Annotated in this window: 21 protein-coding genes; 17 read left to right on the top strand and 4 right to left on the bottom strand. The window is 39.4% G+C overall.

What is annotated here, in order from left to right:
• The first annotated feature begins 107 nt into the window (after positions 1 to 107).
• Complete coding sequence (locus ACWIB3_RS02730) at positions 108 to 1,025, top strand: LiaI-LiaF-like domain-containing protein (RefSeq protein WP_185216044.1); 918 nt, start codon at positions 108 to 110, stop codon at positions 1,023 to 1,025.
• Positions 1,026 to 1,053: 28 nt separating this feature from the next.
• A complete protein-coding gene (gene ispG, locus ACWIB3_RS02725; protein ID WP_185210904.1) occupies positions 1,054 to 3,054 on the top strand; it encodes a (E)-4-hydroxy-3-methylbut-2-enyl-diphosphate synthase in 2,001 nt (666 codons plus the stop codon).
• 94 nt (positions 3,055 to 3,148) lie between these two features.
• Here the strand turns inward: ispG and ACWIB3_RS02720 are convergent, their stop codons facing one another.
• Positions 3,149 to 3,934, bottom strand: a complete 786-nt coding sequence (locus ACWIB3_RS02720; RefSeq protein WP_185210906.1) for an META domain-containing protein — start codon at positions 3,932 to 3,934, stop codon at positions 3,149 to 3,151.
• A gap of 322 nt (positions 3,935 to 4,256) precedes the next feature.
• Between ACWIB3_RS02720 and nuoH the strand changes: the two genes are divergently transcribed.
• From nuoH to ACWIB3_RS02670, 10 genes are all read left to right on the top strand, one after another.
• Positions 4,257 to 5,330: an NADH-quinone oxidoreductase subunit NuoH gene (gene nuoH / locus ACWIB3_RS02715; RefSeq protein WP_185210907.1), complete on the top strand. Its 1,074-nt coding sequence runs from the start codon at positions 4,257 to 4,259 to the stop codon at positions 5,328 to 5,330.
• Positions 5,331 to 5,894, top strand: coding sequence for a 4Fe-4S binding protein (locus ACWIB3_RS02710; RefSeq protein ID WP_214649432.1), 564 nt, complete (start codon positions 5,331 to 5,333; stop codon positions 5,892 to 5,894).
• A complete protein-coding gene (locus ACWIB3_RS02705) occupies positions 5,894 to 6,436 on the top strand; it encodes an NADH-quinone oxidoreductase subunit J family protein (RefSeq protein ID WP_454290801.1) in 543 nt (180 codons plus the stop codon). Before ACWIB3_RS02710 ends, ACWIB3_RS02705 begins: the two co-directional genes overlap by 1 nt.
• The gene (nuoK, locus tag ACWIB3_RS02700; protein ID WP_185210909.1) at positions 6,433 to 6,738 is read left to right on the top strand and encodes an NADH-quinone oxidoreductase subunit NuoK; all 306 of its coding nucleotides are present in this window, start codon (positions 6,433 to 6,435) and stop codon (positions 6,736 to 6,738) included. The genes ACWIB3_RS02705 and nuoK overlap by 4 nt, the downstream gene beginning before the upstream one ends.
• Positions 6,738 to 8,741, top strand: a complete 2,004-nt coding sequence (gene nuoL / locus ACWIB3_RS02695) for an NADH-quinone oxidoreductase subunit L (RefSeq protein ID WP_454290800.1) — start codon at positions 6,738 to 6,740, stop codon at positions 8,739 to 8,741. Before nuoK ends, nuoL begins: the two co-directional genes overlap by 1 nt.
• 1 nt (position 8,742) lies before the next feature.
• Positions 8,743 to 10,347, top strand: coding sequence for a complex I subunit 4 family protein (locus ACWIB3_RS02690; protein ID WP_454290799.1), 1,605 nt, complete (start codon positions 8,743 to 8,745; stop codon positions 10,345 to 10,347).
• An 11-nt stretch (positions 10,348 to 10,358) separates the two neighbouring features.
• Positions 10,359 to 11,846, top strand: coding sequence for an NADH-quinone oxidoreductase subunit N (locus ACWIB3_RS02685; RefSeq protein ID WP_454290798.1), 1,488 nt, complete (start codon positions 10,359 to 10,361; stop codon positions 11,844 to 11,846).
• 313 nt (positions 11,847 to 12,159) lie between these two features.
• Complete coding sequence (locus ACWIB3_RS02680; protein ID WP_185210913.1) at positions 12,160 to 12,765, top strand: DUF4254 domain-containing protein; 606 nt, start codon at positions 12,160 to 12,162, stop codon at positions 12,763 to 12,765.
• A 9-nt stretch (positions 12,766 to 12,774) separates the two neighbouring features.
• Positions 12,775 to 13,791 carry a glycosyltransferase family 9 protein gene (locus tag ACWIB3_RS02675; protein ID WP_454290797.1) on the top strand — a complete coding sequence of 339 codons (1,017 nt, stop codon included), beginning with the start codon at positions 12,775 to 12,777 and terminating at the stop codon, positions 13,789 to 13,791.
• 40 nt (positions 13,792 to 13,831) lie between these two features.
• On the top strand, positions 13,832 to 14,947 hold the full coding sequence (locus ACWIB3_RS02670; RefSeq protein ID WP_454290796.1) for a glycosyltransferase family 4 protein: 1,116 nt from the start codon (positions 13,832 to 13,834) through the stop codon (positions 14,945 to 14,947).
• Here the strand turns inward: ACWIB3_RS02670 and ACWIB3_RS02665 are convergent.
• Together ACWIB3_RS02665 and ACWIB3_RS02660 are read right to left on the bottom strand one after the other, a co-directional pair.
• Complete coding sequence (locus tag ACWIB3_RS02665; protein WP_454290795.1) at positions 14,944 to 15,972, bottom strand: hypothetical protein; 1,029 nt, start codon at positions 15,970 to 15,972, stop codon at positions 14,944 to 14,946. The genes ACWIB3_RS02670 and ACWIB3_RS02665 overlap by 4 nt on opposite strands.
• The gene (locus tag ACWIB3_RS02660; protein ID WP_454290794.1) at positions 15,973 to 17,049 is read right to left on the bottom strand and encodes a glycosyltransferase family 4 protein; all 1,077 of its coding nucleotides are present in this window, start codon (positions 17,047 to 17,049) and stop codon (positions 15,973 to 15,975) included. It abuts the gene before it with no gap.
• Between the two features lie 144 nt (positions 17,050 to 17,193).
• Between ACWIB3_RS02660 and ACWIB3_RS02655 the strand changes: the two genes are divergently transcribed.
• The 5 genes from ACWIB3_RS02655 (at position 17,194) to ACWIB3_RS02635 (ending at position 23,898) form a co-directional block, all read left to right on the top strand.
• Positions 17,194 to 19,230 carry a glycosyltransferase gene (locus ACWIB3_RS02655; protein ID WP_454290793.1) on the top strand — a complete coding sequence of 679 codons (2,037 nt, stop codon included), beginning with the start codon at positions 17,194 to 17,196 and terminating at the stop codon, positions 19,228 to 19,230.
• A gap of 78 nt (positions 19,231 to 19,308) precedes the next feature.
• Positions 19,309 to 19,794: a SixA phosphatase family protein gene (locus ACWIB3_RS02650; RefSeq protein ID WP_185210920.1), complete on the top strand. Its 486-nt coding sequence runs from the start codon at positions 19,309 to 19,311 to the stop codon at positions 19,792 to 19,794.
• A 21-nt stretch (positions 19,795 to 19,815) separates the two neighbouring features.
• Positions 19,816 to 21,825 carry a thioredoxin domain-containing protein gene (locus tag ACWIB3_RS02645; RefSeq protein WP_454290792.1) on the top strand — a complete coding sequence of 670 codons (2,010 nt, stop codon included), beginning with the start codon at positions 19,816 to 19,818 and terminating at the stop codon, positions 21,823 to 21,825.
• Positions 21,826 to 21,845: 20 nt separating this feature from the next.
• On the top strand, positions 21,846 to 22,346 hold the full coding sequence (locus ACWIB3_RS02640; protein WP_185210923.1) for an FKBP-type peptidyl-prolyl cis-trans isomerase: 501 nt from the start codon (positions 21,846 to 21,848) through the stop codon (positions 22,344 to 22,346).
• An 82-nt stretch (positions 22,347 to 22,428) separates the two neighbouring features.
• Entirely contained in the window at positions 22,429 to 23,898 is a 1,470-nt protein-coding gene (locus ACWIB3_RS02635; RefSeq protein ID WP_454290791.1) for a sulfatase family protein, read from the top strand.
• 6 nt (positions 23,899 to 23,904) lie between these two features.
• Here the strand turns inward: ACWIB3_RS02635 and mnmD are convergent, their stop codons facing one another.
• Positions 23,905 to 24,570, bottom strand: coding sequence for a tRNA (5-methylaminomethyl-2-thiouridine)(34)-methyltransferase MnmD (gene mnmD, locus ACWIB3_RS02630; RefSeq protein ID WP_313260252.1), 666 nt, complete (start codon positions 24,568 to 24,570; stop codon positions 23,905 to 23,907).
• Positions 24,571 to 24,578: the final 8 nt, after the last annotated feature.

Here is a 24,578-nt window from a genome sequence, read left to right as displayed (position 1 = left end):
TCACCGACAAAACTAATTGATTTACCGAAAAAATGAAGCGTCAAGCCTATTTTCCGTTATTAAATTTGTAATATCGTAGTAGTTTTGGTCAACAAAGCTAAGAAACAATGAACAATAAAATTGCAACAGGTATATGGTTGGTATTCGCAGGATTGGTATTCTTGCTACACAACTTGAAAGTAATAGATTTTAATTTCTTCTCCATAATCAGTTTATGGCCATTGATCCTTGTGTCTATTGGTGTCAGTTTACTCTTGCAGGGAAGGACTTATGGAAAATACATCGTTATTGCAACCAACATCCTATTATGTGGTTTTATTTTCTTCAAAGGGGTAACCAGCAAGGAAAGCATGTATGACCATATCGGCAATATTGATGTATCCACCGGCGATGACGTGAAGGGACCATTTACCCAAGTTGTCTCCCATCCTATCGGCTCAGAAACAGAATCTGCTAAACTGACCATCAATGGCGGTGCAGCAAAGTATAATTTCGCTCCGGGAACAGACTCAAGTCTAGTCCTCAGTGCGAAGACGGCACAACCAACTGCCTCATTGAACTTGCAGACCAAGGGCGATAAAGAGGTGAAAATGGAGTTGACCAGCAAAATGAAGAACAACAAGTACAACAATAGCTTGATTGAGGTTGGCCTTAGCAGTAAGCCTGTATGGGATTTGGAATTCAATGTGGGAGCAGCTGCAATCACAGGAGATTTCAAACAAATGAAACTTGGCAAATTGGAAGTAAATTCTGGTGCAAGTTCACTGAACTTATACTTACCAAAACCAGCTTCTGGTACTTGTGATATTGAGATCAATACCGCTGCTTCCAAAGTGATCTTGTATCTACCAAAAGGAGCTGCCTGTCGTGTTGAAACGGATGCTTTATTCTCCAACAACAAATACGAAGATGTGGATGTGGTTTTGGATGATGTTCGCAAGAGCAAAAACTATGACCAAGAATCCAACAAGTACGACATCAAGATTGCGGGTGCTGCAAATTCATTGTCTATCTTACGCTATTAAACCCGAAATTAGCTAACTTTGCCTTGATATGGAAAGTAAGCCTTTGACAACGCTAGCCGGCGGTTATTGCAACAGCAAAACAGCCTATTCAAGATTCTATACCCGAGAGGTGCAGATTGGCGATATCCCAATGGGAGGCAATAACCCAATTCGGATACAAAGTATGACGACGGTCGATACGATGGACACGATGGGCTCAGTAGAACAGACCATTAAGATGGTGGATGCGGGTTGTGAGTATGTTCGTATTACTGCACCGAGTATCAAAGAGGCAGAAAACCTAGCAAACATCAAGAAGGAATTACGGGCAAGAGGGTACCATGTTCCCTTGGTTGCCGATATCCATTTTACGCCCAATGCGGCTGAAGTTGCTGCAAGGATCGTAGAAAAAGTAAGGGTAAATCCAGGAAATTACGCTGACAAAAAGAAGTTTGACCAGATCGATTATACCGATGCTGCCTATCAGGCAGAATTAGATCGAATCCACAAGAAATTTTCGCCTTTGGTAAAGATCTGTAAGGAATATGGTACCGCCATGCGTATCGGCACCAACCATGGTTCACTTTCTGACCGCATCATGAGCCGATATGGCGATACGCCGGAAGGAATGGTGGAGTCAGCATTGGAATTCATCCGAATCTGTGAGGATCTTAATTACTATAACCTTTGTGTTTCGATGAAATCATCCAATCCTATGGTGATGGTCCAGGCCTACCGTTTATTGGTTGAAAAGATGGTAGCCGAAAACATGAACTATCCATTGCATTTGGGTGTGACTGAAGCAGGTGACGGAGAAGATGGTCGTATCAAGTCGGCAGTAGGCATCGGTACTTTATTGGAAGATGGCTTGGGAGATACCGTCCGTGTATCCTTGACAGAGGAACCAGAAAAGGAAGCTCCAGTGGCCATTGCTCTAGTAAATAGATATAGTAAACGCGTAACGGACCTTGCTGAAACTCAAGAGCGAGAGATCATCCAAATCACTCCTGTGCAAGAAACTAAGCCTTATATTTCACAGGAAATCAATGCTTTTATTGGCGGATCATTAGTACCAAGGATTGTCGTGGATCTTTCTCAAAAGAACCTAAAAGATCCATTTATTCTATCTGATGTAGGGTACAAGTATGATGCCTTGCTGGATAAATACCACATGGGTGATCAGTCGGTCGATTTTGTATATTTTGGGGATTCCTTACCATCATTTACGATGCCGGGAAACCTAAAGCAACTCTACAATTACAAAACTTGGAAAGAGCTTAAGAATAAAACGAATATCCATCCCATTTATACCTTAGAGGAATTCAACCGAGCGGAATTGAAAGATCCTGCCATGAATTTAATCTATGTCAGCAATGATCTTTTGGAAACAGAAGCCTTTGCCAATCTGCAGATGGACAAGACAATTGTCTTTATACTGGAAACAGACCACTTGCATGGGATGGCAGACCAAAGGCAATTCTTTGCAAACCTGCAGGAAATCGGGATTGATTGTCCGGTCATCATCAAAAGAAGCTATGCTGCTGCTGAATTTTCGGGCCCCATTGGAGACATCATGAATCCGGAAGAGCCAATTTCAAAAATCCAACTCTATGCGGCAACTGATTTTGGCGCCTTATTGATAGATGGTTTAGGTTCTGGGATCTGGTTGGACTCAGAAGCTACCGCAACAGATAAAATAGCCTCCATCTCATTTGGTATCCTTCAGGCTACGCGCTCCAGAATATCCAAAACTGAATATATCTCCTGCCCTAGCTGCGGAAGAACCCTATTTGACCTTCAAGAAACTACCCAAATGATCCGCAGTAGAACCAATCATTTAAAAGGTTTGAAAATCGGTATCATGGGATGTATTGTGAATGGTCCGGGTGAAATGGCCGATGCTGACTATGGTTATGTCGGTGCAGGACCAGATAAGATTACCTTGTACCGTGGGAAAGAAGTTGTAAAACGTAATGTATCTTCTGCAAAAGCTTTGGATGAATTGATAGACATTATCAAGTCAGATGGGCTATGGGTGGAAGAGGGATAATCCTGAACGAATAAGAATAAGAACTTGCTTTAAAATACAAAAGGGAGATGTTTGCTATAAACATCTCCCTTTTTATCTAGATAATTGAATGATCTTATTTGATTTTCTTGAATCTCATGGTTGCAATATCACCAACGATTAAGGTAAGTTGGTCTCCATTGACACTTTGAACATTTACCTTTTCAATTGATTGAAGGAACAGAGGTTCACCTTCGCCTGGACAGGCCATTCTAGTTGTCGCCATCGGACCGAACTTAATGTTCTTTCCATTAATTGTTACAGAACTGTTGAATGTGTTACAGCCAGCATTACCAGACACTTTGTTTGATGAGGAATCAAAAACAAGAGTCGGTTTTTTATCCGGATACAATTCATTGAAAGGTTTTGAAGAATTTGCGATATAGTCCAATTCCCAAGTACCTACCAAGCTATTTTCTGCATCTACCTTAGCAAATTTTGCTAATGGCATCCTGCGGCCTACATTTAAGGATAAGATACCATCAGCTAATGTATAGTTATTGGTCGTTTTGAATACTTCAGCCAACAATTTATCTGTTTCCATATCTTCACATGCCATCATGGTAGAAATACCAGGTTTGAAAGATATCCTATTGGTTCCAGCAAATACATATTCACCAGACATGGTATTACAGCCACCTGAGGCCGAATAACGAGACTCTTCACTCATAAAAACTAAGAAAGGCTCTTTGCCATTCAGTTTTTCAGGCACTTCTTTTCCATTTAATTCGATCAAGCGCCATTTGTTGCCAGTGATTTCAGCAAAGTCTGGGGATTGGTTTTCAGTCGTTTTCTTAGCGCCAGCACAACTTGAAAATAAAATTGTTACTACAGCTAACACACTAAAAATTGATTTTTTCATAGATATCATTGTTTAAACTCTAATATAAATACGCAAAATTTGTCAAAAGGTTTAAAATATTTTTTAAAATTACCTGTTTTCCATATCATATTCTGTTTTTTGGCCATTTTATAAAATGGATAGATCAGGGAAACAGATTTAGTACCACAACAAATTCCAAAAGCATAAGGCAAATACCATGCAAGATTTTTAATATTGTCAAAACTTTAAAAAATAGCTTACAAAATAAGGCAAATCGCTGTTCTAAATGATTTTAGTTATGGCTTATTTGCTCCTATTTCCTTATGTTTGTAGCTAATTAAGAATTAATCTAAAAAGAAGATTGGACAGCTTAATCTTGAATATCCTAACACCTGTTGCAATATTTTTGTTTATTGCTTTATTTACGCTTTTTGCAGTTTATGCGGAGCGTAAGATTGCAGGATTTGTTCAGGATCGATTAGGTCCGATGGAAACAGGTAAATTTGGTTTATTGCAGACCATTGCAGATATCCTAAAATTACTTCAAAAGGAATTTATCTCCCCGAGTGCCTCTGATAAGATTTTGTTTGCTGTAGCTCCGATCATTATTTTTGTTGCGGTTTTCATTGGTTATAGTGTTGTTCCTTGGGGACCTGACCTATTACCATCCAATACCCACACGGGTTTATTCTTTATTATGGCTGTCGTATCCATTGATGCCATTGGCATCTTGATGGCTGGTTGGGGATCTAATAACAAATACTCTTTATTAGGTTCTATCCGAGCGATTGCGCAGATGATTTCGTACGAATTACCGGTTGGTCTTTCCTTAATCTCTGCGGTGATGATTACGCAGACCTTAAATTTAAATGAAATCGCACTTAATCAAGGAGTCTGGGCAGATCAAGACCTTTATTTTCTTGGATTTTGGAAGGTGAATGATATTGGTGGAATCTTGTCCTGGAATATTTTTCAGGCTCCCCATCTCATAGTCAGTTATGCCATATTCTTTATCGCATCCTTGGCAGAATGTAACCGGGCGCCATTTGATATTCCCGAAGCTGAGAGTGAGTTGATTGGTGGATTCCATACCGAATACGGTGGTATCAGGTTTGCTTTTTTATTCTTGGCGGAATACGCCATGATGTTTTTGGTAGCCATGTTGGGTGTTGTGATATTCTTAGGAGGCTGGAACAGTCCCCTACCGAATATTGGTGCGGCCAGATTGGCTGATTGGACTACAGGCCCAGTTTGGGGTGTGTTTTGGACATTAGCCAAATCGCTATTTATTGTGGCTGTTCAGATTTGGATCCGTTGGACCTTACCTCGTTTCCGTGCTGACCAGTTGATGACTTTATGTTGGAAAATCCTTATTCCCCTAGCTTTTGTATGCATGGCCATTTCAGGGCTTTGGAGAATATTAATCATGCTATAGTTGATCTTAAAAACGACCATACAAGGGCTGGCAACAGCAATCAAAGGACTTACCCTAACGGTGAGACACCTGTTCAGTGCCCGGAAATCACGTCGTTCCCTAGATATCAAACAGGATAATTACTTTGAAGAGCAGTCCGGTGTAACGACCGTTCAATATCCAAAGGTAAAAATGCCTATTCCTGAAGTAGCCAGGTACCAATTGGATGTAGTGATTGACGATTGTATCGTCTGCGATCTTTGCGCAAAAGCATGCCCAGTAGATTGCATTACGATTGAAGCCATTAAATCACCTGAAGCCATAGGGAAAACCTCTGATGGTTCTGTAAAGAGGCTTTATGCTGCCGAGTTTGATATTGACATGGCAAAATGCATGTACTGTGGACTCTGTACAGTAGTCTGCCCGACGGAATGTATTACCATGACCGATAATTACGATCGAGTAACGACCAATCTTGCGGATTTGACTTATTCCTTTGCGGACATGACGGATGAGGAAATCAAGAAACGTAAAGAGGAATGGACCAAGTTTCAAGCTGAGAAGGAGGCAGCGAAGAATAAATAATGGAGTTAGCCATATTTTATGCATTTGCCGCATTGACCATTGGTTCAGCCTTGTTGGTAGTCAGTTTAAAAAATACTGCACGAGCATTGTTCCTGTTCTTTGTAGTGCTATTCGGGATGGCGGGATTATTTATTTTCGCATTGGCAGACTTTGTAGCCATTACCCAAATCATGGTCTATGTAGGTGGTGTCCTGATCCTGATGATCTTTGCCTTTATGCTTTCCAATAAAGAGCTATTGGCTGATTTACAGAATACCTCCAGTAAATTCCTTTCCCTTCCGAACTGGCAAACCCTGCTGTTAAGCATTGGATTTCTTGCTGTAATGATTTATGGGATCATAGAATGGCAAGAAAACACACCGAAATGGATAACCGAAAACATTAGAAGTGGGAATGTTATCAAATCCACCGACAATAATATCAATCAATTGGGATTAAAATTTATGACCCAATATCTTTTACCATTTGAGGTCATTTCCATATTCTTATTGGCAGCCTTGATCGGTGCAGCACACCTTTCCAGAAAGGAGGATACGAAATGATTACATTAACCCATTTTTTGGTCGTATCTGCCTGCCTTTTCTGCATAGGTCTTTATGCCGTTGTCGCAAAGAGAAATGCCATCATGATCCTTGTTGGGATTGAATTTATCATAAACGCCGCCATCTTAAATCTGGTGGCATTTGGCCGATATGATAAGGTGAACTATGGCGGACAGATCTTTGCGCTGTTTGCTATTGTACTGGCCGCAGCAGCGGTGGCGGTTGGACTAGCCATTATCTTAAACCTGTATAGGAATTATAAGAGCATTAACCCTGATAACATAACTGATTTAAGAGACTGATGGGCGATTTACTGAACATATCACCTGTCTTAGGAAGTATACTGGTTGTACTTCTCCCCTTTGTTGCATTCTTGATCCAAGCAATACTTGGCAAAAGAGACCAATCTGGCAACATCTCTTTGGTCGCTATCATATTAAGTACCCTTTTGAACTTCATATTCGTGTTTTCTGAAGTCTGGTATAGCGAACCTATAGCCGCTAATTACGCTTGGTTTACCATCGGTAAGAACAGCTTCCAAATTGGGGTATTGCTAAATAACCTCAGTGTTTTGATGCAATTGATCGTTTGTGTGATTGCATTACCTGTTCATATCTATTCGAGAGCCTATATGAAAGGCGATCCGGGAATCCATCGGTATTGGATGTACCTAAGCCTTTTCTGCTTTGCGATGTTAGGCCTGAGCATTTCCAACAACCTGTTTATGATGTATATCTTCTGGGAGCTGGTTGGATTTGCGTCCTATCTCTTGATTGGATTTTGGTTTACCAAGGAGTCCGCGGTTCAAGCCAACAAAAAGGCGTTTATCATCAACCGGATTGGAGATTTGGGCTTTTTATTAGGGATAGCATCCGTTTATAGTATGTATGGAAGCCTGAACTTGGTAGAGCTTTTTGGAAAAGAAGGGCTATTCTATGAAACGGCACAAGCTTCGGAAGGCTGGATGACCTTTACAGGGATCTGTTTCTTTGTAGGGGCGATGGCTAAATCTGCACAATTCCCTTTGCATGTATGGCTGCCGGATGCGATGGAAGGACCAACAGCAGTATCTTCGCTGATCCATGCTGCGACCATGGTAGCTGCTGGGGTATTCCTGATCTGTACCGTATTTCCATTATTCAATGAAACAGCCTTACTGTTTATCGCCATTATTGGCTCTATTACGGCATTTATTGCCGCTATCTTTGCCCTAGGCCAGCGCGATATCAAGAGGATTTTGGCATTCTCCACGATCTCTCAATTAGGTTTTATGGTGGTGGCGGTTGGAGTTGGCGCATGGGATGCAGCCATGTTCCATTTAGCGACCCATGCCTTTTTCAAATGTTTACTATTCCTTTCCGCTGGAGCCGTAATCCATGAAATGGCGCATCTAAAAGAAAAGAACAATCTTGATATTGACCCTCAGGACATAAATAACATGGGCGGATTGAGGAAATGGATGCCGAAAACATTTATCCTGATGAGCATAGCCTCGTTGGCATTGGCAGGCTTTCCATTGACATCTGGATTTTTATCTAAGGATGCCATCCTGATCTCCACCTATGAATGGGCAATACATCATGGCGCTTTATGTTTATTGATACCCATAAGTTTGACCTTGGTCAGTATCTTAACGGCTTTTTATATAGGAAGATTGATCTTTAAGGTCTTTTTTGGCGAATTCAGGATCAAACTTGAGCATACTCACATTCATGAAGCCAGCAATAGCATGCTCGGACCGATGATCTTTTTAGGAATCTGTTCCTTGTTTGTGGTTTTTTCATGGAATCCGCTCGCCTATCACCATTCCTTTATTTTAGGCGGTTTTAATGTGCAATATCCATTTACTGAAATACATTCCTTGCATTTGATATTACCCATTGTCCTGACCCTTGGTTCTGCAATTTCTTGGGCAATAGGTTGGAATTGGTATGTAATGAATAAATATCCTTTGCAAGCAGGCAATCCTTGGATTGCATTCTCCTTAAACCAAGGCTATCTCAATGAGGTTTACCAAAAGCTTTTTGTAAACAGCACCTTGCGTTTGAGCAACGGATTATATTGGTTTGACAAGTATATTGTGGATGGTTTGGTGAATAGCCTTGCCACAGTTACAAGAGGATTGGCAAATTTCAGTGCCTGGTTAGACAAATATCTGGTCGATGGTCTGGTGAATAGCATTGGGGGAACGACCTATTATATTGGCCATCTATTGAGATGGGTGCAAAACGGGAGGCTTCAAAACTATTTGGGTTTTGCCTTTACGGTATTATTAATTGGAATAATTTATTTGATAATAAAATAAGATGGGTGCATTATCCTTACTTATATTTCTGCCTTTGATTGCTGTTGTAGGCATTCTGTTACTTCCAAACCGGATGGGACAGAGCTACAAATATCTATCCTTAGTGGTTACATTGATCCAATTTGGATTGGCAGGATATTTATATGCTAACTTTCAAGGTTCGACAGGTGGATTTAATGATGTTGCTTCCTATCAATATGTGGAGCAGCTTCCTTGGATCAGGTTGGACCTGGGCTCCATAGGTAAATTAGAGATCGATTATTTTCTTGGAGTCGATGGCTTCTCCTTACCATTATTGCTTTTGAGTGCCTTTGTCATGTTAATGGCGGTAGGTGCCTCTTGGAATATGGAAAAGAGTAAAAAGGGTTATTTTGCGCTGTTAATGCTATTGAATACAGCAGTAATGGGCATATTCTGTGCTTTGGATTTCTTCCTGTTCTATGTATTTTATGAAGTCATGTTGCTACCCTTATACTTTTTGATCGGTATTTGGGGAGGAGCACGAAGGGAATATGCTGCTATTAAATTCTTTATATACACCCTATTTGGGTCGGTATTTATGCTTTTGGTGATTGTTGGACTTTATTTTTCAGTTCAAAATCCACAAACCGGAGCACATACTTTCAATATGTTGTATATGATGAACCCGGAGAATTATATTCCAGGCTCATTCTTTGACTTTTTAGGAAATGCCAATGAGATATTAGGTATTCCGGCCAGAATGATAGGGTTTATCGTACTTTTCATTGCATTTGCGATCAAGATTCCAATTGTTCCATTACATACCTGGCTACCAGATGCGCACGTAGAGGCCCCTACCCCTGTTTCTATTATTCTAGCGGGTATCCTACTAAAGATTGGTGGCTATGGGATCATCCGTATCTGTATGGGAATCTTCCCTGATGCGATGGCCGATGCGAACTGGTGGTTAGGGTTGATAGCTGTGGTATCCATTATTTATGGTGCATTGAATGCTTTGGCTCAAACCGATCTAAAGCGATTGATTGCTTATTCTTCAGTATCCCACATGGGTTTTGTACTATTGGGTATTTCATCCTTGACAGCAGAAGGTGTTTCAGGGGCAATGTTCCAGATGTTGAGCCACGGTTTCTTGTCAGCAGCATTATTCTTTTTGGTTGGTGTTCTATATGACCGGGTTCACGATCGATATATCTATAATTTTAGAGGATTGGCGAGCATCATGCCAAAATATACGGCCTATGTTGCCATTGCTTTCTTTGCTTCATTAGGCCTTCCCGGGTTTTCCGCATTTATTGGAGAGGCTTTTGTGATCATCGGAACATTCAACGCGGAAAGCATGCAAACAGGTATTCCACGTTGGATGGCGATATTTGGGTCCTTAGGTATCCTCATGAGTGCGGTCTATTTTTTATGGACCTTGCAGCGCATGTTTTTCGGACAGACCCGTTTGAAAGGCGGTGAAGAATGGGCAGCAGAATTAAAAGATTTAAACAACAGGGAGCAGATCATTCTATTCCCAACCTTGGCATTGGCTTTAATCTTGGGAGTCATGCCTTCCCTAGTATTTGGAGTATTGAACAACTCTGTATTGAGTTTATTGGATTTGGTAACAGCTTATTTGTAGGGTTAAGATAGATGAACGAGTTTGCATTGCAGGTTTCAGACCATATAGATCAGATCATTCGATCGATACCTTTGTTCAAAGTAGAACTGAGTATGTCCATTGGATTTCTGCTCAGTATAGCCTGTACGCTAGTATTTGATAAATACTGGAAGCAGTCTTCGTTTTTTATCAGCATCTTAACGATCATTTCCTCTTTTGCCATTCTTTTGACCCAATATGATTATGCGAATTTTGGGTTCTATGGTATGTTGACCCTCGATAAGACTTCTTTTTATGCCAGGGCATTTATTGCCTTAGGTTTATTGGTCTCAGCCGTTTTCCTTCAACAGCATTTTGCACATAAGGAATTCAAAAAAAGAAAGGGCGATATCTACAGCATTCTTTTGGCGGCAGGGATAGGCATGAACCTGTTTTCCATGACGACCCATTGGTTGATGGCTTTTATTGCCATTGAGATGGTATCCATCAGTTCCTATATCATGGTTGGATATTTCTCGGAAAACAAGAAACAATCTGAGGCTGCAATGAAATATGCTTTATTTGGATCGGCTTGTTCTGCAGTGATGTTATATGGGCTTTCATTGATTTATGGCTTTACAGGGGATTTGAATTTTGCCAGTCCTAGGCATATTCAAGGTTTGATTGCTGCGCCTGAGGTGATGAGTAGCATTGCCATCCTCTTTGTATTTACAGGGATTGGTTTCAAATTGAGTTTTGTTCCTTTTCACTTATGGGCACCGGATGTTTATGAGGGCGCTCCTACCCCAGTAACGGCATTTCTGTCTACAGTACCCAAGATCGCAGCCATTGTCTTGATGAGCAGATTGGCAGCGGCCTGGATCAGTACCCCATTTTATTTTAGTGAACTGACCTTTATGTTTGTTTCCATTGTGGCAATCATCACGATGCTCTTTGGTAACTTGATCGCCTTAAGGCAGACCGATATGAAACGATTGATGGCTTATTCCTCCATCGGGCATACCGGTTTCCTTTTGATGGCCATTATCGGCTATGTAAATGGCCAACAGGATATTCTTTTCTTCTATATTTTCATATATGTGCTGATGAATTTGGCAAGTTTTGCATTCATCGACGTCCTGGAACAGAAGCTGGGCAGCAGCAATCTACAGGCTTATATCGGTCAAGGAAAGAAACTACCATTAATATTTACCTGTTTCTCCATAGTAGGTATATCGTTGATCGGAATACCTCCAACGGCAGGCTTTGTTGGAAAACTATTGGTCTTCACCAGTATTTTTGAAATCTACCAATCTGGGGGTGACCTTATCTTCTTGTGGCTCTTGATTATCGGCGCCCTGACTTCCGTAATCTCCCTGTTTTATTACTTCAAAATCCCTTTGTATTCCTTCCTTAAAACCAATAAAGAGGAAGTAATCATAGCTAAAGACAACAACATCTCCGTTATGTTGGTTATTGGGGTTGTTTTGACCATCCTTGTAGTGATATTTGGGCTGTTCCCAGGGGTAATCTTGAGATAGAGTATTTAGTATTTAGTATTTAGACCTTAATGGTCTTGAAATGCTGAAGTTGTTTTTTTCAAAAAGGGAAATTTCCTTTCCTATTATATTAGCTTTTCGGCTCAAATAATAGACATTTGATGAAAATGTGATAAGTATAAAAACGGTCAATCCTATTTAGGGGGTCCACAAAATACTAATTACTAAATACTACGAATTAAAGTCCGTTATACCAGTTCTAAATACTAAATACTAATTACTAACTACTACAAATTAAAGGTCGATAAACCGGTTCTAAATACTAAATACTAAATACTAACTACTATATTTGTACATGATATCTTCAGCAGCAAACAAAATTTTTCAGAAGGTAATTGAAGATTACCATGTTTATGATAAGATTGATCAGCCGATCGAGAATCCCTATGGTCGCGAGACTTTAGAGCATTTATTGTATTTGAAATGTTGGATTGATACGGCGCAATGGCATATGGAGGATGTAATCCGTAATCCTAATATTGATCCGCGTGAAGGTCTGTATTGGAAGAGAAGAATCGACAGGCAAAATCAGGAGCGCACGGATACCGTTGAATTTATCGACAGTTATTATCTTCAGAAATTTGCGGATGTGGTTGCGCTAGCTGATGCGAAGATCAATTCGGAAAGTCCAGCATGGGCAATTGACAGATTATCGATCTTAGCACTGAAGATCTACCATATGGAACAGGAAACCTTACGTACCGATGTTTCTAAGGCACATCAAGATGCTTGTCAGCAAAAGTTAACAGTGCTGTTGGAGCAACGCAAGGATCTTTCCCAGAGTATTGATGAATTGCTTGCAGACATTGAAGCTGGAAAAAAATTCATGAAGGTGTACAAGCAAATGAAGATGTACAACGACCCGAACTTAAATCCTGTACTTTACGGGGCTCAAAAATAATTTCCTGAGATGAAGCGAATCTTGGTCACTAGATTTTCTGCAATGGGTGATGTCGCCATGGTTGCTTCGGTATTAAGGGAATTCCAAGAACAACATACGGACACTGAAATCATTATGGTTTCACGTCCGTTTTTTTCTGCTTTTTTCGATGGAATACCGCGCTTGATCTTTCACCCTATCGAACCCAAGAGAAATCATAATGGAATATCTGGTTTAATAAAGCTATTCAAGGAACTGAAAAAGTACAAGGCAAAACAGATTGCTGACCTGCATAATAACATCAGGTCAAGGTTTTTGGACGTCCTTTTTCGGACTGCAGGGCATCAGGTTCAAATCCTAGATAAAGGCAGGCCAGAAAAGAAAGCTTTAACACGTACCAAGGACAAGGTTTTTAAGCCTTTGAAACTGACTACAGAGCGATACGCCGATGTTTTCAGGAAATTGGGATATACCCTACAATTGAACCATCAATTGGAAAAGCAACATCGACTGATTCCTCAGGGAATGATGCCAATTCTGGCTTCAAATGCAAAAAAAGTTGGCATATCGGCTTTTGCTCAACATCCCTATAAAGTTCTTCCAACAGAAAAAATGACGGAGGTAATCCATACCTTATCAGATCTAGGGGTTCAGGTTGTGCTTTTTGGAGGTGGAGCAAAAGAGAAAGAGATTACGGAGAACTGGGAAAAACAGTTCCCCAATGTGCATTCTGTTGTAGGAAAATATAATTTAAGTCAGGAGTTGGATATCATTGCCCATCTTGATCTGATGGTCAGCATGGACAGCTCAGGCATGCACATGGCTTCCCTAATGGGTATTCCTTGTGTATCAGTTTGGGGAGCAACTCATCCTTATGCTGGATTTTTGGGATATGGTCAGTCGATGGAAGATTGTGTTCAGGTGGAACATCCCAATAGACCGAATTCTGTTTATGGCAATAAATCCTGTCTTTGTGATAGCGTAGAGGCAATTGATTTAGTAAGTAGCGAAATGCTTGTCGAGAGGATAAAAAAACACTTATTTTAATTAAATTCACGAAATTAATTACCTGAAAAAGAAATTCTGAATGTTGACAATAGGATTTGACGCCAAAAGATATTTCCTAAACTATACTGGCCTTGGTAATTACAGCAGGGATTTAATCAGGATACTTGAAAAACACTATCCTGAGAATAATTATATTAAATACACGCCAAAACTTGGGGATAACCTAACGTCCAACCAATTGGCTGATAAAAAAATTCAATTACCTACTTCCAAGATTTCGAAAATGCTTCCCATGGTATGGAGAAATTGGAACATTATTTCTGATCTAAAGCGGGATAAGGTTGAAATCTACCATGGATTATCTGGTGAAATCCCCATTGGACTGCAAAAGGCAGGAATTAAATCAGTCGTAACCATTCATGATTTAATCTTTTTACGATATCCGGAATTATACCGCGCAGTGGATAGATGGATTTATGATAAAAAGGCGAAATATGCCGTTGAAAATGCCGATCGAATCATAGCCATCAGTGAACAGACTAAACAGGACCTGATGTCATACTACCAGGTTCCCGAAGATAAAATATCGGTGATCTACCAGGTGAGCCATCCTGCATTTAAAACTGAAAAGACTGAGGAGGAAAAAGAAAGAATTCGATTAAAATATAACCTCCCAAGAGATTTTGTATTGAATGTTGGTTCTATTGAACCCAGAAAAAATGCATTTCAAATTGTAAAGGCCATTGAAGTATTGGATATTCCATTGGTAATAATTGGGAAAGAAACCCCTTACACGCAGAGCATAAAGGAATATATCGCTTCAAAAGGGATGGAGAAGCAAGTTGTTTTTATGAAAGGCTTGAGTATGGATGAATTGGCCACGATTTACGCCATGGCTAATATTTTCATCTATCCTTCCAAATTTGAAGGATTCGGCATTCCAATCATTGAGGCGCTCTACTCAGGCACTCCAGTTATAACGACCAATTCAGGCGTATTTCCAGAAGCAGCAGGACCTTTCTCGAACTATATTGATCCTGAAAATGTTGCAGAAATACGAAAAAGCATTCAATTGATCCTATCTGATCCCGAATTAGCAAGCAACATGGCCGTAAAAGGGCGAGAATATGCCCAGCGGTTTAATGATGAAATCATTGCCCAGCAAATCATGGGGCTGTATCATCAATTAGTTTAGCTTTTCGGAAGATCGATTTTTTGGTAGGGCGCAATATCCAGGACATATCTGATCCAGTTTTCAAAGGAGTATTTGTGTTTGATGTCTTCTGGTAATGGCTCGTATGGAGAATTGATAAATTCTTTTAAACCGTCAAAATTGTCCCCCTGTAGAAGGAAAAAGTTTGAAGGATTATAGAATTCATATTTTTTTATTTCTGGATTGTCTAGTATTAGTTTTTTATCATTCCCGATTGCCTCGAAAACCCTAAAGGACAAACCTTTGTGTACATCGTGCAATAGATCAACCATAATCCTAGACCTGTTCACTAAATCTAGGTTTTCCTCATAAGAGACATAATTCTTTGTCAATTCAAAAGATCTATCGCCATATTTCTTTTGAATCTTCTCTTTATCAGAATGGACCTTGATCACGGAATTAGAATGGATGTTTTTCAGATAGTCACTTAATTTTTCAAGTTTATTAATCCTAGACCGCACATAATTCCCTAAATAATAAACATCGATATCCTTTTCAACATGGGGATTATTGCTATTGAGGTAAAAATTGCTGGCAGATTGCACGGATGGAAAATCCAGATCTGAAGGGTCAAAGACGAAAAATCGGTCGAACTCGGGAATTAAATCTTTTATCCCTGGAAAGCGATCTAATCCATCCCATTGGTAACCAACCAAGACCTTACTTTTTTCCTTGATCTTCTTAACGATATCCAAAGGGTAATAATCTGCTCGAAACATCAGGCAGTAATCAACGACCTCGTTCAATTCTTCTACGGCTTTGGTTATCCCTTGGCCAGTATCACGGTATTTTAAATAGGGCTTGTATTTCCTGTCATTGAAAAAGACCTTCCTCAAGAAGTTAATGGTTCTATCAGTAAGGTTTTTATACTTAAATTTTCCAGTAAAAGGAATACCAATGACGCGAAACCCAAATAATTCCAATTGCTGTTTCACGGAGTGGTATAGGAACCAATCTGGCATTGCCAATAAAATAGTTTTTCCTTCTCCAAAATTTACTTGACTCATTTAAGCTAATTCTTTATAAATTTCCCAATAGGCTTCAGCTGCTTTTTTCCAGCTAAACATTTTACTTCTTTCCACTACTGCAAGTTCCATTTCCTTTGAAAACTGGAAAGAACATAATTCCTTTCCGTATTCAATTAAATAATCCTTTTCAAAGGAATCAAGATATCGTACTACATTTCCTCCAATCTCTGGAAGACTGGTGGAGTTTGATAAAATGATGTCCTTGCCAAAACTCATCGCCTCCACGACAGGCAATCCAAAGCCTTCCGTTTTTGAAGGGAAGCAAAAATATCTACAATTCTTTAAAAGGTAAACTTTTTCTCCCTCACTTATTGCTCCAATAAAATAAATCCTATCCATCACTCCCAGTTCCTTACCCAATTCAAGGATTTTCTTTTGATAGGTTTTGTCGAAGATCTCTCCCGCTATGACTAAGTTAAAATCATTCTTCACCAACAGATAGACTAAGCTTTCGATGTTTTTTTTCGGCAAAATTGCCCCTATGAAAAACAAATATGGAACCGATAAGTCCAAAAGTGGAAAGTTGACTGCTGTTGGGCTAACTGCTGGGTTAATATTATTGCCATTGTAAATTACGGAACAAGGTTTATTCCGCATATTTATATACTCCATAACTTCCTGTTTCACATATTCTGAAATGCAGACAATTTCATCGGATTGATCGACATTGGATTGAACCTTGGCAAGGTATTTCCTTTGCTTATCCTTAGGTTTTTCTCGTAAAAAATTCAGATCATGGATTGTCAGGACCTTGGCTATCTTTTTGTTCCTTGGTAGATAGTCGGTCATTTGGTTGCTGCCATGCCAAACATTTAGATCAACCTGGAAAGACTGGATATACTTATGGATCGGCTTGCTGTTTATGTAGTTAGGGGCTCCCTTCAAGATTTGGCTGTTTTGGGGAGCATAAAAATACAGTTTTAGGGTAGGGTCGGAATCAGCGATATCAATTAAGGCATTTCCCAATTGAAGGCAAAAGTGAAAAAGTCCAACGTTTCTATATTTTAAACGTTCGACGTCGAAACAAACATTTGCAGGTTGTTCTGGGATCATCATCAAACATAAAAAATATTCACAGGAATTTGATGGTTTAGCATTTAAAATCGACTAGTTCTGTAGCATTTTTATTATAAATTTCGTCTAAAATTTACTTACGGTTAGATTTTTGATAGCTATTATAAAATACTTTACAATACTTAAATGGGTTTATCTAAGCAGATCAGATTATATTTCGAAAAAAAGAAACGACTAAAGAATACAATCAATGACTTTACAATAAATGTTCAAGAGCCTGATTTAGTTAAAGAAACCCTTGTTTTTCCTGAAACAAAACAGCCCTTAGTTTCTATAATCATTCCATATTATAACATGGAAGCGACCACTAGAGCCTGCATAAAATCCATACATTCAAATTTACCCGAGAATAGCTTCGAACTCCTTTTAATCAATGATTGCAGCAAGGATGCCATCGATTTTTCGGATATTGAAAACACAGTTCAAATAACCAATGATACCAATTTAGGTTTTTTGGAGAGTGTAAATAAAGGTATTAGGACAGCAAAAGGCGATTTCATCTATTTATTAAACAATGATACCCTCGTGCATAAAGGTTTTTTAGATGAATTGGTCAATGTATTCAACACGAAGGAGGATGCTGGAGCAGTGGGATCTATGATCTTGAATACCGATGGTTCCCTTCAGGAAGCTGGTTCGCTTTTTTTAAGTGCGGACAGAATCCATCAAGTCAATAATGTTCCTGCCTATTTCCCAGAAGTAAATTATGTGTATGAGGTGGATTATGCCTCAGGATGCAGTCTACTCTTCAGGAAAACGGATGATCTAGGAAATCTCAATCTATTAGACCCTGTTTATAAACCTGCATATTTTGAAGAAACGGACCTTTGTTTTCGAATAAGATATGACCAAGGGAAGAAAATATACTTCAGCCCTTTTTCAAAAGTGATTCATTTTGACGGACTGACCTATAAGAATAAAAGTCAAGAGAAAGCGCTTCAAAAAGAAATGATCTTTAAGAAAAACAAGGAAATATTTTATTCTCGCTGGGGAAAATATCTTGATAAAATAAAGTCTAATACCGTCGAAGAAAGAAAGTTGGAAATCAATAACAACAAACAGATAATTTTCTTTCACGACCAAATGCCTAAAGTTGACAATAATTCAGGAGAGATACGGTTTACAGAGATCATGAAGGAATTTTGTGAACTGGGCTATCAAGTCAACTTGATTACAACACAGAACAAATATGAGAATGATTCAAATGAGTTTTACCAAAAGTTAGGGATTTGCGTGGTTTATGAGCATCATGCTAAAAATGATGTGGTCCAATTTTTAAAAAGAAGTGTTTTCCATCAGCCGATCGTATGGTTTCATACCGCAATCAGTTTTAATAAATATTACAAAACTGCCCAAAAGTTCATTCCAGATTCAAAAGTAATCTTTGATATGGTAGACATCCATCATTTGAGGTTTAAAAGGGCATTAGAGTTTGAGGAAAACAATAAAGAACTCCAAAAATTATATAAAAAATTCTATCAGTACGAATTGGAAGCTGCAGAAAAGGCTGATATAGTCATTCCTATATCTGAACAGGAAAAGGTTTATATGGGTAAACTCTGTGATAACAAAAAACTTCATGTAATTTCAAATATCCATTACCCAAGGATCAAGAAGGAAGAAATACCGCGCTTTCAAGACCGTTCAGGAATCCTTTTTGTTGGCTCTAAACATACCCCAAATATCGATGCTGTAAATTACCTGATTGATGAAATCATGCCTGAGGTTTGGAAAGTCAATCCCGCAATAAAATTACATGTAGTAGGAGACTTAGATGAACATATTGATGAAGAAAAGAAAACCTTAAAAAATGTTGTTTTCCATGGTTTCGTTGAAGATATAGAACCTTTTTACCTCAACACGAAGTACATGATCGCTCCACTTCGTTATGGCGCAGGTGTAAAAGGAAAAATAGGCCAAGCCTTTGAATATTATTTACCAGTAATCACCAACAAGATTGGGGCTGAGGGAATGAATCTTCAGGATGGTATCAATATCCTCGACGCCAATACGACAGATAAATTCGCTGAGCAAATTTTGCGTTTGGACAATGATGAAGTGCTTTGGAAAAAACTGCAAGATAATTCTGAGAAAAGCTTAAGGCCATTTTCTGTTGAAAAGCTTAAAGGCAGCATACAATTCATTGAGAATTACAGAGTTTAGAAGTAATACTTAACAATTTCAGAACGATTTGTTAATTATTATTTCTTTATCTTGGTGTTTTAACTAGGTATTCAAAACATGAAAACATTATATCTTATCAGGCACGCCAAAGCTGAAGAACACTCTTTTTCAAAAGATGATTTTTATAGAGACCTACAAAAAAAGGGCAGAGAAAGAGCGGAAAGGATTGCTCAAAAGCTAAAAGACTCTCTTAAAATAGATGAAAAGACCCTTGTCATCTCATCCTCTGCAAATCGTGCCATCCAAACAGCAGAATTATTCTGTGAAGTGCTTGGTTACCCTCAAGAATCCATCCATCAGACGAGAGATATTTATGAGGCCCATTTTATGGATATCCTAAAAGTGATCAATAGCGTTCCGGAAGAATATGATACCTTGTTGATATTTGGTCATAACCCAGGGCTTTCTAACCTGACCAATTATTTGAGCCATTCTGAGATTGAGCTGGCTACGTCCAATGTATCAATTTTACAGCTTGAGGGTGATCTGACCTTTGAAATGTTAGGAGGAGGAACTGCCAACCTAATAGGATTATTAAAATAATAGTTTTTACCTTCGTATGTTATGGCAAACAAACTACAAGGTGAAAGTTCCCCATATTTAAAGCAACATGAACATAATCCTGTTCATTGGTTTCCATGGGGTGAAGAAGCATTAAATAAGGCAAAAGAAGAGAACAAGTTAATCATCGTTAGCATTGGCTATTCGGCTTGTCACTGGTGCCATGTAATGGAACGCGAGAGCTTCGAAAATGAGGCCGTCGCGCAAACCATGAATAAGTTTTTTGTTTGCATTAAGGTGGATCGAGAAGAACGTCCCGACATTGATCAGATCTATATGATAGCGGTTCAATTAATGACTAATTCTGGTGGTTGGCCCCTGAACTGTATCTGTCTCCCAGACGGTAGACCAATTTATGGCGGAACTTATTTTAAGCCTAATGATTGGCAACAGATTCTGCTTCAGATTGCGCAAATGTGGGAGGAAAAACCGGAAGTCGCCATAGATTATGCTGAAAAACTAACCCAAGGCATCCAACAAGCTGAAAAGCTACCCATACAGAACATTCCTGAACAATACACCCTAAGTGATATCCTCCAAGTCGTAGAACCGTGGAAGGAGCAATTTGATGGTAAAAACGGTGGTTATAATCGTGCTCCTAAATTTCCTCTCCCCAATAACTGGGTCTTTTTCTTACGTTATGGCTTCTTGAACCATGATCAAGGGGTTGTAGACCATGTTCATTTTACATTAGAAAAAATGGCAAATGGGGGCATATATGATCAGGTTGGGGGTGGTTTTGCCCGCTATTCTGTGGATGGGAAATGGCATGTTCCCCATTTTGAAAAAATGCTCTATGATAATGGTCAGTTATTGAGTCTCTATAGTGAAGCTTATCAAAACAGACCCCAAATATTATATAAAAACATTGTTGAAGAAACCATAGCTTGGGCTGAACGCGAAATGTTGGACCCAAATGGAGGTTTCTATTCTGCACTGGATGCTGATTCAGAAGGTGTAGAAGGTAAATTCTATACTTTCGACTATGCAGAATTTAATATTTTGGGTGAAGATGCTGACCTCGCAAGAAACTACTTCAACATCAAAAAGAGTGGAAATTGGACTGAAGAACAAATCAACATTCCTTTTGTGAACCCCGAGGATAATCAACTCATCGAGGAAGCGGGTTACAGTGAGGATGAATGGCAGGAACACCTAAAAGAAATAAAAGCAAAACTCCTTCAATATAGAAGCAAGAGGATTAGACCAGGATTGGACCATAAACAGTTAACTACCTGGAATGCCTTGTTCATGAAAGGGTTAATTGACTCCTATAGGACCTTTGGTAATTCACATTTTTTAGAATTAGCAGAAGGGATTGCAAACTTTATCGAAGAGCATTGTTGCCAAAATGGCAGACTTCTTCATCAGCCGTCAGACCACAACAGAACAATTTTAGGATTTCTAGATGATTATGCATTTACCATTGAAGCTTATATAGCTTTATACGAGGCAACCTTTAAGGAAATGTGGCTTGAGCGTGCAAAATCTTACCTAGAAATAGCGATATCCCAGTTTTTTGACGAGAATGAAACTGTATTTTATTACAGCAGTAAGGACGCTGAAGTTCTGATCGCAAGAAAAAGTGAGATTATGGACAATGTAATTCCGGCATCCTCTTCAACAATAGTGCGTTCATTGTTCAAACTCGGCGTATTATTTGATAATAGTAGGTACACGGAAATTGCAGATCGAGTTTTTGCTAACGTTTTTCCTCATATTAAATCCTATGGTTCGGCCTATTCAAATTGGGCAATCCAACTCTTAGAACTCCACTTGGGAGTTTGGGAGATCGCAATCACGGGAGATCAAGGACAGGCTTGGCGAAAGGAATTAGATCAATATTACATCCCCAATAAAATCACTTTAGGGGGAACAAAAAGCAGTCTTCCTTTGTTAGAGCATAAAAACACAGTGGAAGACAAAGCATACCTTTGTCAGAAGAAAACCTGCAGCCTTCCACAATCGTCAATTAAGGATATTATAGAATTAATAAATAATAAACAGGGATAGATTCCCACAATCTAATCAGAATGGCAGTAGAAAACAACAATGTAGTAACATTGAATTACGTTCTTCACACAATTGAAGATAACGGTGAAAAAACATTTGTAGAGCAAACAACGACTGAGAATCCTTTAACATTTTTATATGGTGTAGGCATGATGCTTCCTAAATTCGAAGAAAACATCGCTGGTTTAGCTGCTGGTGACAAAAAATCATTCGAGTTAGAAGCTGTTGATGCTTATGGCGAACGCGATGATCGTGCAATTGCACAATTACCTGCTGATATGTTCAAAGAAACTGGACTTCCTCCAGTTGGTGAAGTTCTTCCATTGCAAGACAACCAAGGAAACCAATTCCGTGCTGTTGTTGTAGAAGTAACTCCAGATGCAGTTGTTGCTGACTTGAACCACCCAATGGCTGGTAAAAAATTAAACTTCGATATCGAAATCTTAGACACTCGCGAAGCTACTCCTGAAGAATTATCTCATGGACATGCTCACGGTGCTGATGGTAACGAAGGACACTAAGAAAATTTAACACAAAAAAAGGTCGCTGGGATTTATCTCAGCGACCTTTTTTTGCTTATATTAGTTAAAAGACCTAAGCCCTATGATTTGTCGAATTCCATTGATGCTCGTAATAAGCATCCTCTTTAACACTGCCTTTGCACAAAAAAATCAGACTAAGCCCAATATTATCCTCGTCTTTATGGATGACCTTGGATATGGTGACCTTGGAGTTACCGGAGCATTGGGATATCATACAACAGTATTGGACAGGATGGCAAACAATGGGATCCGTTTCACCAATTTCCTTGTTCCTCAAGCGGTCTGTTCAGCTTCTAGGTCAGCATTATTGACGGGCAACTATCCTAATCGAATGGGGATCAGTGGAGCATTTATGCCTTCTACTGGAGTAGGCTTGAACCCAGATGAGATCACGATGGCGGAAATGCTCAAGAGCAAAGGCTACAGCACACAGATCATCGGCAAATGGCACCTTGGAAGTGAACCTGAATTTCTTCCTACCAAACAAGGCTTTGATGCCTACTATGGAATCCCCTACTCCAACGATATGTGGCCAGTAGGCTTTGATGGTAAGCCAGCAAAACCTGATACCTATGTTTCAAAATACCCTGTATTACCTTTATTGAAGATAAAAACTGGACAAAGTATTCCAGATACGGTGTTGAAAATCAACAACCTCGAAGATCAAGCAGTATTGACAGAAAATTACACTAAACAGGCTCTAGACTTTATCAAGGCCAATAAAGACAATCCGTTCTTTTTGTATTTAGCCCATAGCATGACCCATGTGCCCATTGCTGCTTCGAAAAAATTCCGAGGAACTTCGGACCAAGGGTTATTTGGTGATGTCATGCACGAAATAGATGATTCCATGGGTCAGATTTTCCAAACCTTAAAATCAAATGGACTGAGCGACAATACGATTGTTATCTTCACGAGTGATAATGGTCCTTGGCTTAACTTCGGGAACCATAATGGTTCATCAGGAGGGTTTAGAGAAGGCAAAGGAGCCAGTTGGGAAGGCGGGCAGCGTGTTCCTTGCATCATCTATTGGCCAAACATGATTAAGGAAGGTCAGATCAACAACAACCTAACCTGTAGCATGGATATTTTTGCTACGGTTGCTGAGATCGTAAATTATAAAGACAATCCCAATCAGATTGATGGAATTAGCTTCTTAGCGCAGATCAAAGATCCTAAGGCAGAAGCTTCACGGAAATCCATGTACTATTATTACAACCAGAATGACCTGGAGGCTGTCCGTTTTGAGAATTGGAAGCTGGTCTTACCTCATAAATCCAGATCTTACGAAGGCATTCTTCCCGGAAATGATGGCTTTGGTGGCAATTACAAAGAACTAGAAATAAAAACCATGGAATTATACGACCTCCGTCGCGATCCTGGAGAAAGGTACAATGTCATCGAACAGAATCCAGAGGTATTAGAGAAATTACTCGAAATTGCTGATGAAGCCCGTAGAGATCTTGGAGACAACCTGACCAAGGCTGAAGGACAAAACCGAAGGCCTCTGGGCAGAATCCCTAAAAAATAAGAAATCTTATAGCTTGGTTGCTCTCAACATTTCACGTTTTCCGGGAGCACCAGGCGCTTTTTCAATACTAAAACCCAACGCTTTCATCGCTCGTTTTAAGTTGCCCGTAATGGCATAAGTCACAAAGACACCTCCCGGTTTTAGAAACTGACAAACATGAGCTAAAGTTTCAGGCGTCCACATTTCTGGCTGATGGATTTCTGCAAATGCATCAAAATAGACAACATCAAAAAGTTCATTACTATCAAAATCCATTACTTTCTGATGAGCAACTTGAACCTGCACAGCATCTAAAAGGTTGGTTTTTGAATTGATCGCATTTGGATATTTTTCAATAAAATTCTCCCAAACGATGTCAGCAATATATTGCCCATAATCAGACTGCTGAATCAATTCTTGGCTCAAAGGGAAAGCCTCAATGCCAACATAATCAAGGGAAATCTGATGCTGATGGCAATAATCTGCAGTCATCAAGAAATTTAAACCCGTCCCGAATCCAATTTCCAAGACAGAAGCCGAACCACTTGATTCCTTCTCCAACCAATAGCGTAACCCTGTATTCAAAAATACATGGACACTTTCTTGATGTGCGCCGTGTTTAGAATGGTAATGCTCTCCCACCTCCTCATGGTACAAAGTTTTTGAGCCATCTGCTGTTTTAACGAATTCCATTATATATT

Source organism: Sphingobacterium sp. NPDC055431, from assembly GCF_053644255.1.
This window is presented reverse-complemented; position numbering and strand designations above follow the sequence as displayed.

What these genes read in the sequence shown, in the direction of transcription:
- ACWIB3_RS02730 (WP_185216044.1), top strand. Translation starts at nt 108, where the DNA reads ATGAACAATAAAATTGCAACAGGTATATGGTTGGTATTCGCAGGATTG.
- ispG (WP_185210904.1), top strand. Translation starts at nt 1,054, where the DNA reads ATGGAAAGTAAGCCTTTGACAACGCTAGCCGGCGGTTATTGCAACAGC.
- ACWIB3_RS02720 (WP_185210906.1), bottom strand. Translation starts at nt 3,934, where the DNA reads ATGAAAAAATCAATTTTTAGTGTGTTAGCTGTAGTAACAATTTTATTT.
- ACWIB3_RS02705 (WP_454290801.1), top strand. Translation starts at nt 5,894, where the DNA reads ATGGAGTTAGCCATATTTTATGCATTTGCCGCATTGACCATTGGTTCA.
- nuoK (WP_185210909.1), top strand. Translation starts at nt 6,433, where the DNA reads ATGATTACATTAACCCATTTTTTGGTCGTATCTGCCTGCCTTTTCTGC.
- nuoL (WP_454290800.1), top strand. Translation starts at nt 6,738, where the DNA reads ATGGGCGATTTACTGAACATATCACCTGTCTTAGGAAGTATACTGGTT.
- ACWIB3_RS02690 (WP_454290799.1), top strand. Translation starts at nt 8,743, where the DNA reads ATGGGTGCATTATCCTTACTTATATTTCTGCCTTTGATTGCTGTTGTA.
- ACWIB3_RS02685 (WP_454290798.1), top strand. Translation starts at nt 10,359, where the DNA reads ATGAACGAGTTTGCATTGCAGGTTTCAGACCATATAGATCAGATCATT.
- ACWIB3_RS02680 (WP_185210913.1), top strand. Translation starts at nt 12,160, where the DNA reads ATGATATCTTCAGCAGCAAACAAAATTTTTCAGAAGGTAATTGAAGAT.
- ACWIB3_RS02675 (WP_454290797.1), top strand. Translation starts at nt 12,775, where the DNA reads ATGAAGCGAATCTTGGTCACTAGATTTTCTGCAATGGGTGATGTCGCC.
- ACWIB3_RS02670 (WP_454290796.1), top strand. Translation starts at nt 13,832, where the DNA reads ATGTTGACAATAGGATTTGACGCCAAAAGATATTTCCTAAACTATACT.
- ACWIB3_RS02665 (WP_454290795.1), bottom strand. Translation starts at nt 15,972, where the DNA reads ATGAGTCAAGTAAATTTTGGAGAAGGAAAAACTATTTTATTGGCAATG.
- ACWIB3_RS02660 (WP_454290794.1), bottom strand. Translation starts at nt 17,049, where the DNA reads ATGATGATCCCAGAACAACCTGCAAATGTTTGTTTCGACGTCGAACGT.
- ACWIB3_RS02655 (WP_454290793.1), top strand. Translation starts at nt 17,194, where the DNA reads ATGGGTTTATCTAAGCAGATCAGATTATATTTCGAAAAAAAGAAACGA.
- ACWIB3_RS02650 (WP_185210920.1), top strand. Translation starts at nt 19,309, where the DNA reads ATGAAAACATTATATCTTATCAGGCACGCCAAAGCTGAAGAACACTCT.
- ACWIB3_RS02645 (WP_454290792.1), top strand. Translation starts at nt 19,816, where the DNA reads ATGGCAAACAAACTACAAGGTGAAAGTTCCCCATATTTAAAGCAACAT.
- ACWIB3_RS02640 (WP_185210923.1), top strand. Translation starts at nt 21,846, where the DNA reads ATGGCAGTAGAAAACAACAATGTAGTAACATTGAATTACGTTCTTCAC.
- ACWIB3_RS02635 (WP_454290791.1), top strand. Translation starts at nt 22,429, where the DNA reads ATGATTTGTCGAATTCCATTGATGCTCGTAATAAGCATCCTCTTTAAC.
- mnmD (WP_313260252.1), bottom strand. Translation starts at nt 24,570, where the DNA reads ATGGAATTCGTTAAAACAGCAGATGGCTCAAAAACTTTGTACCATGAG.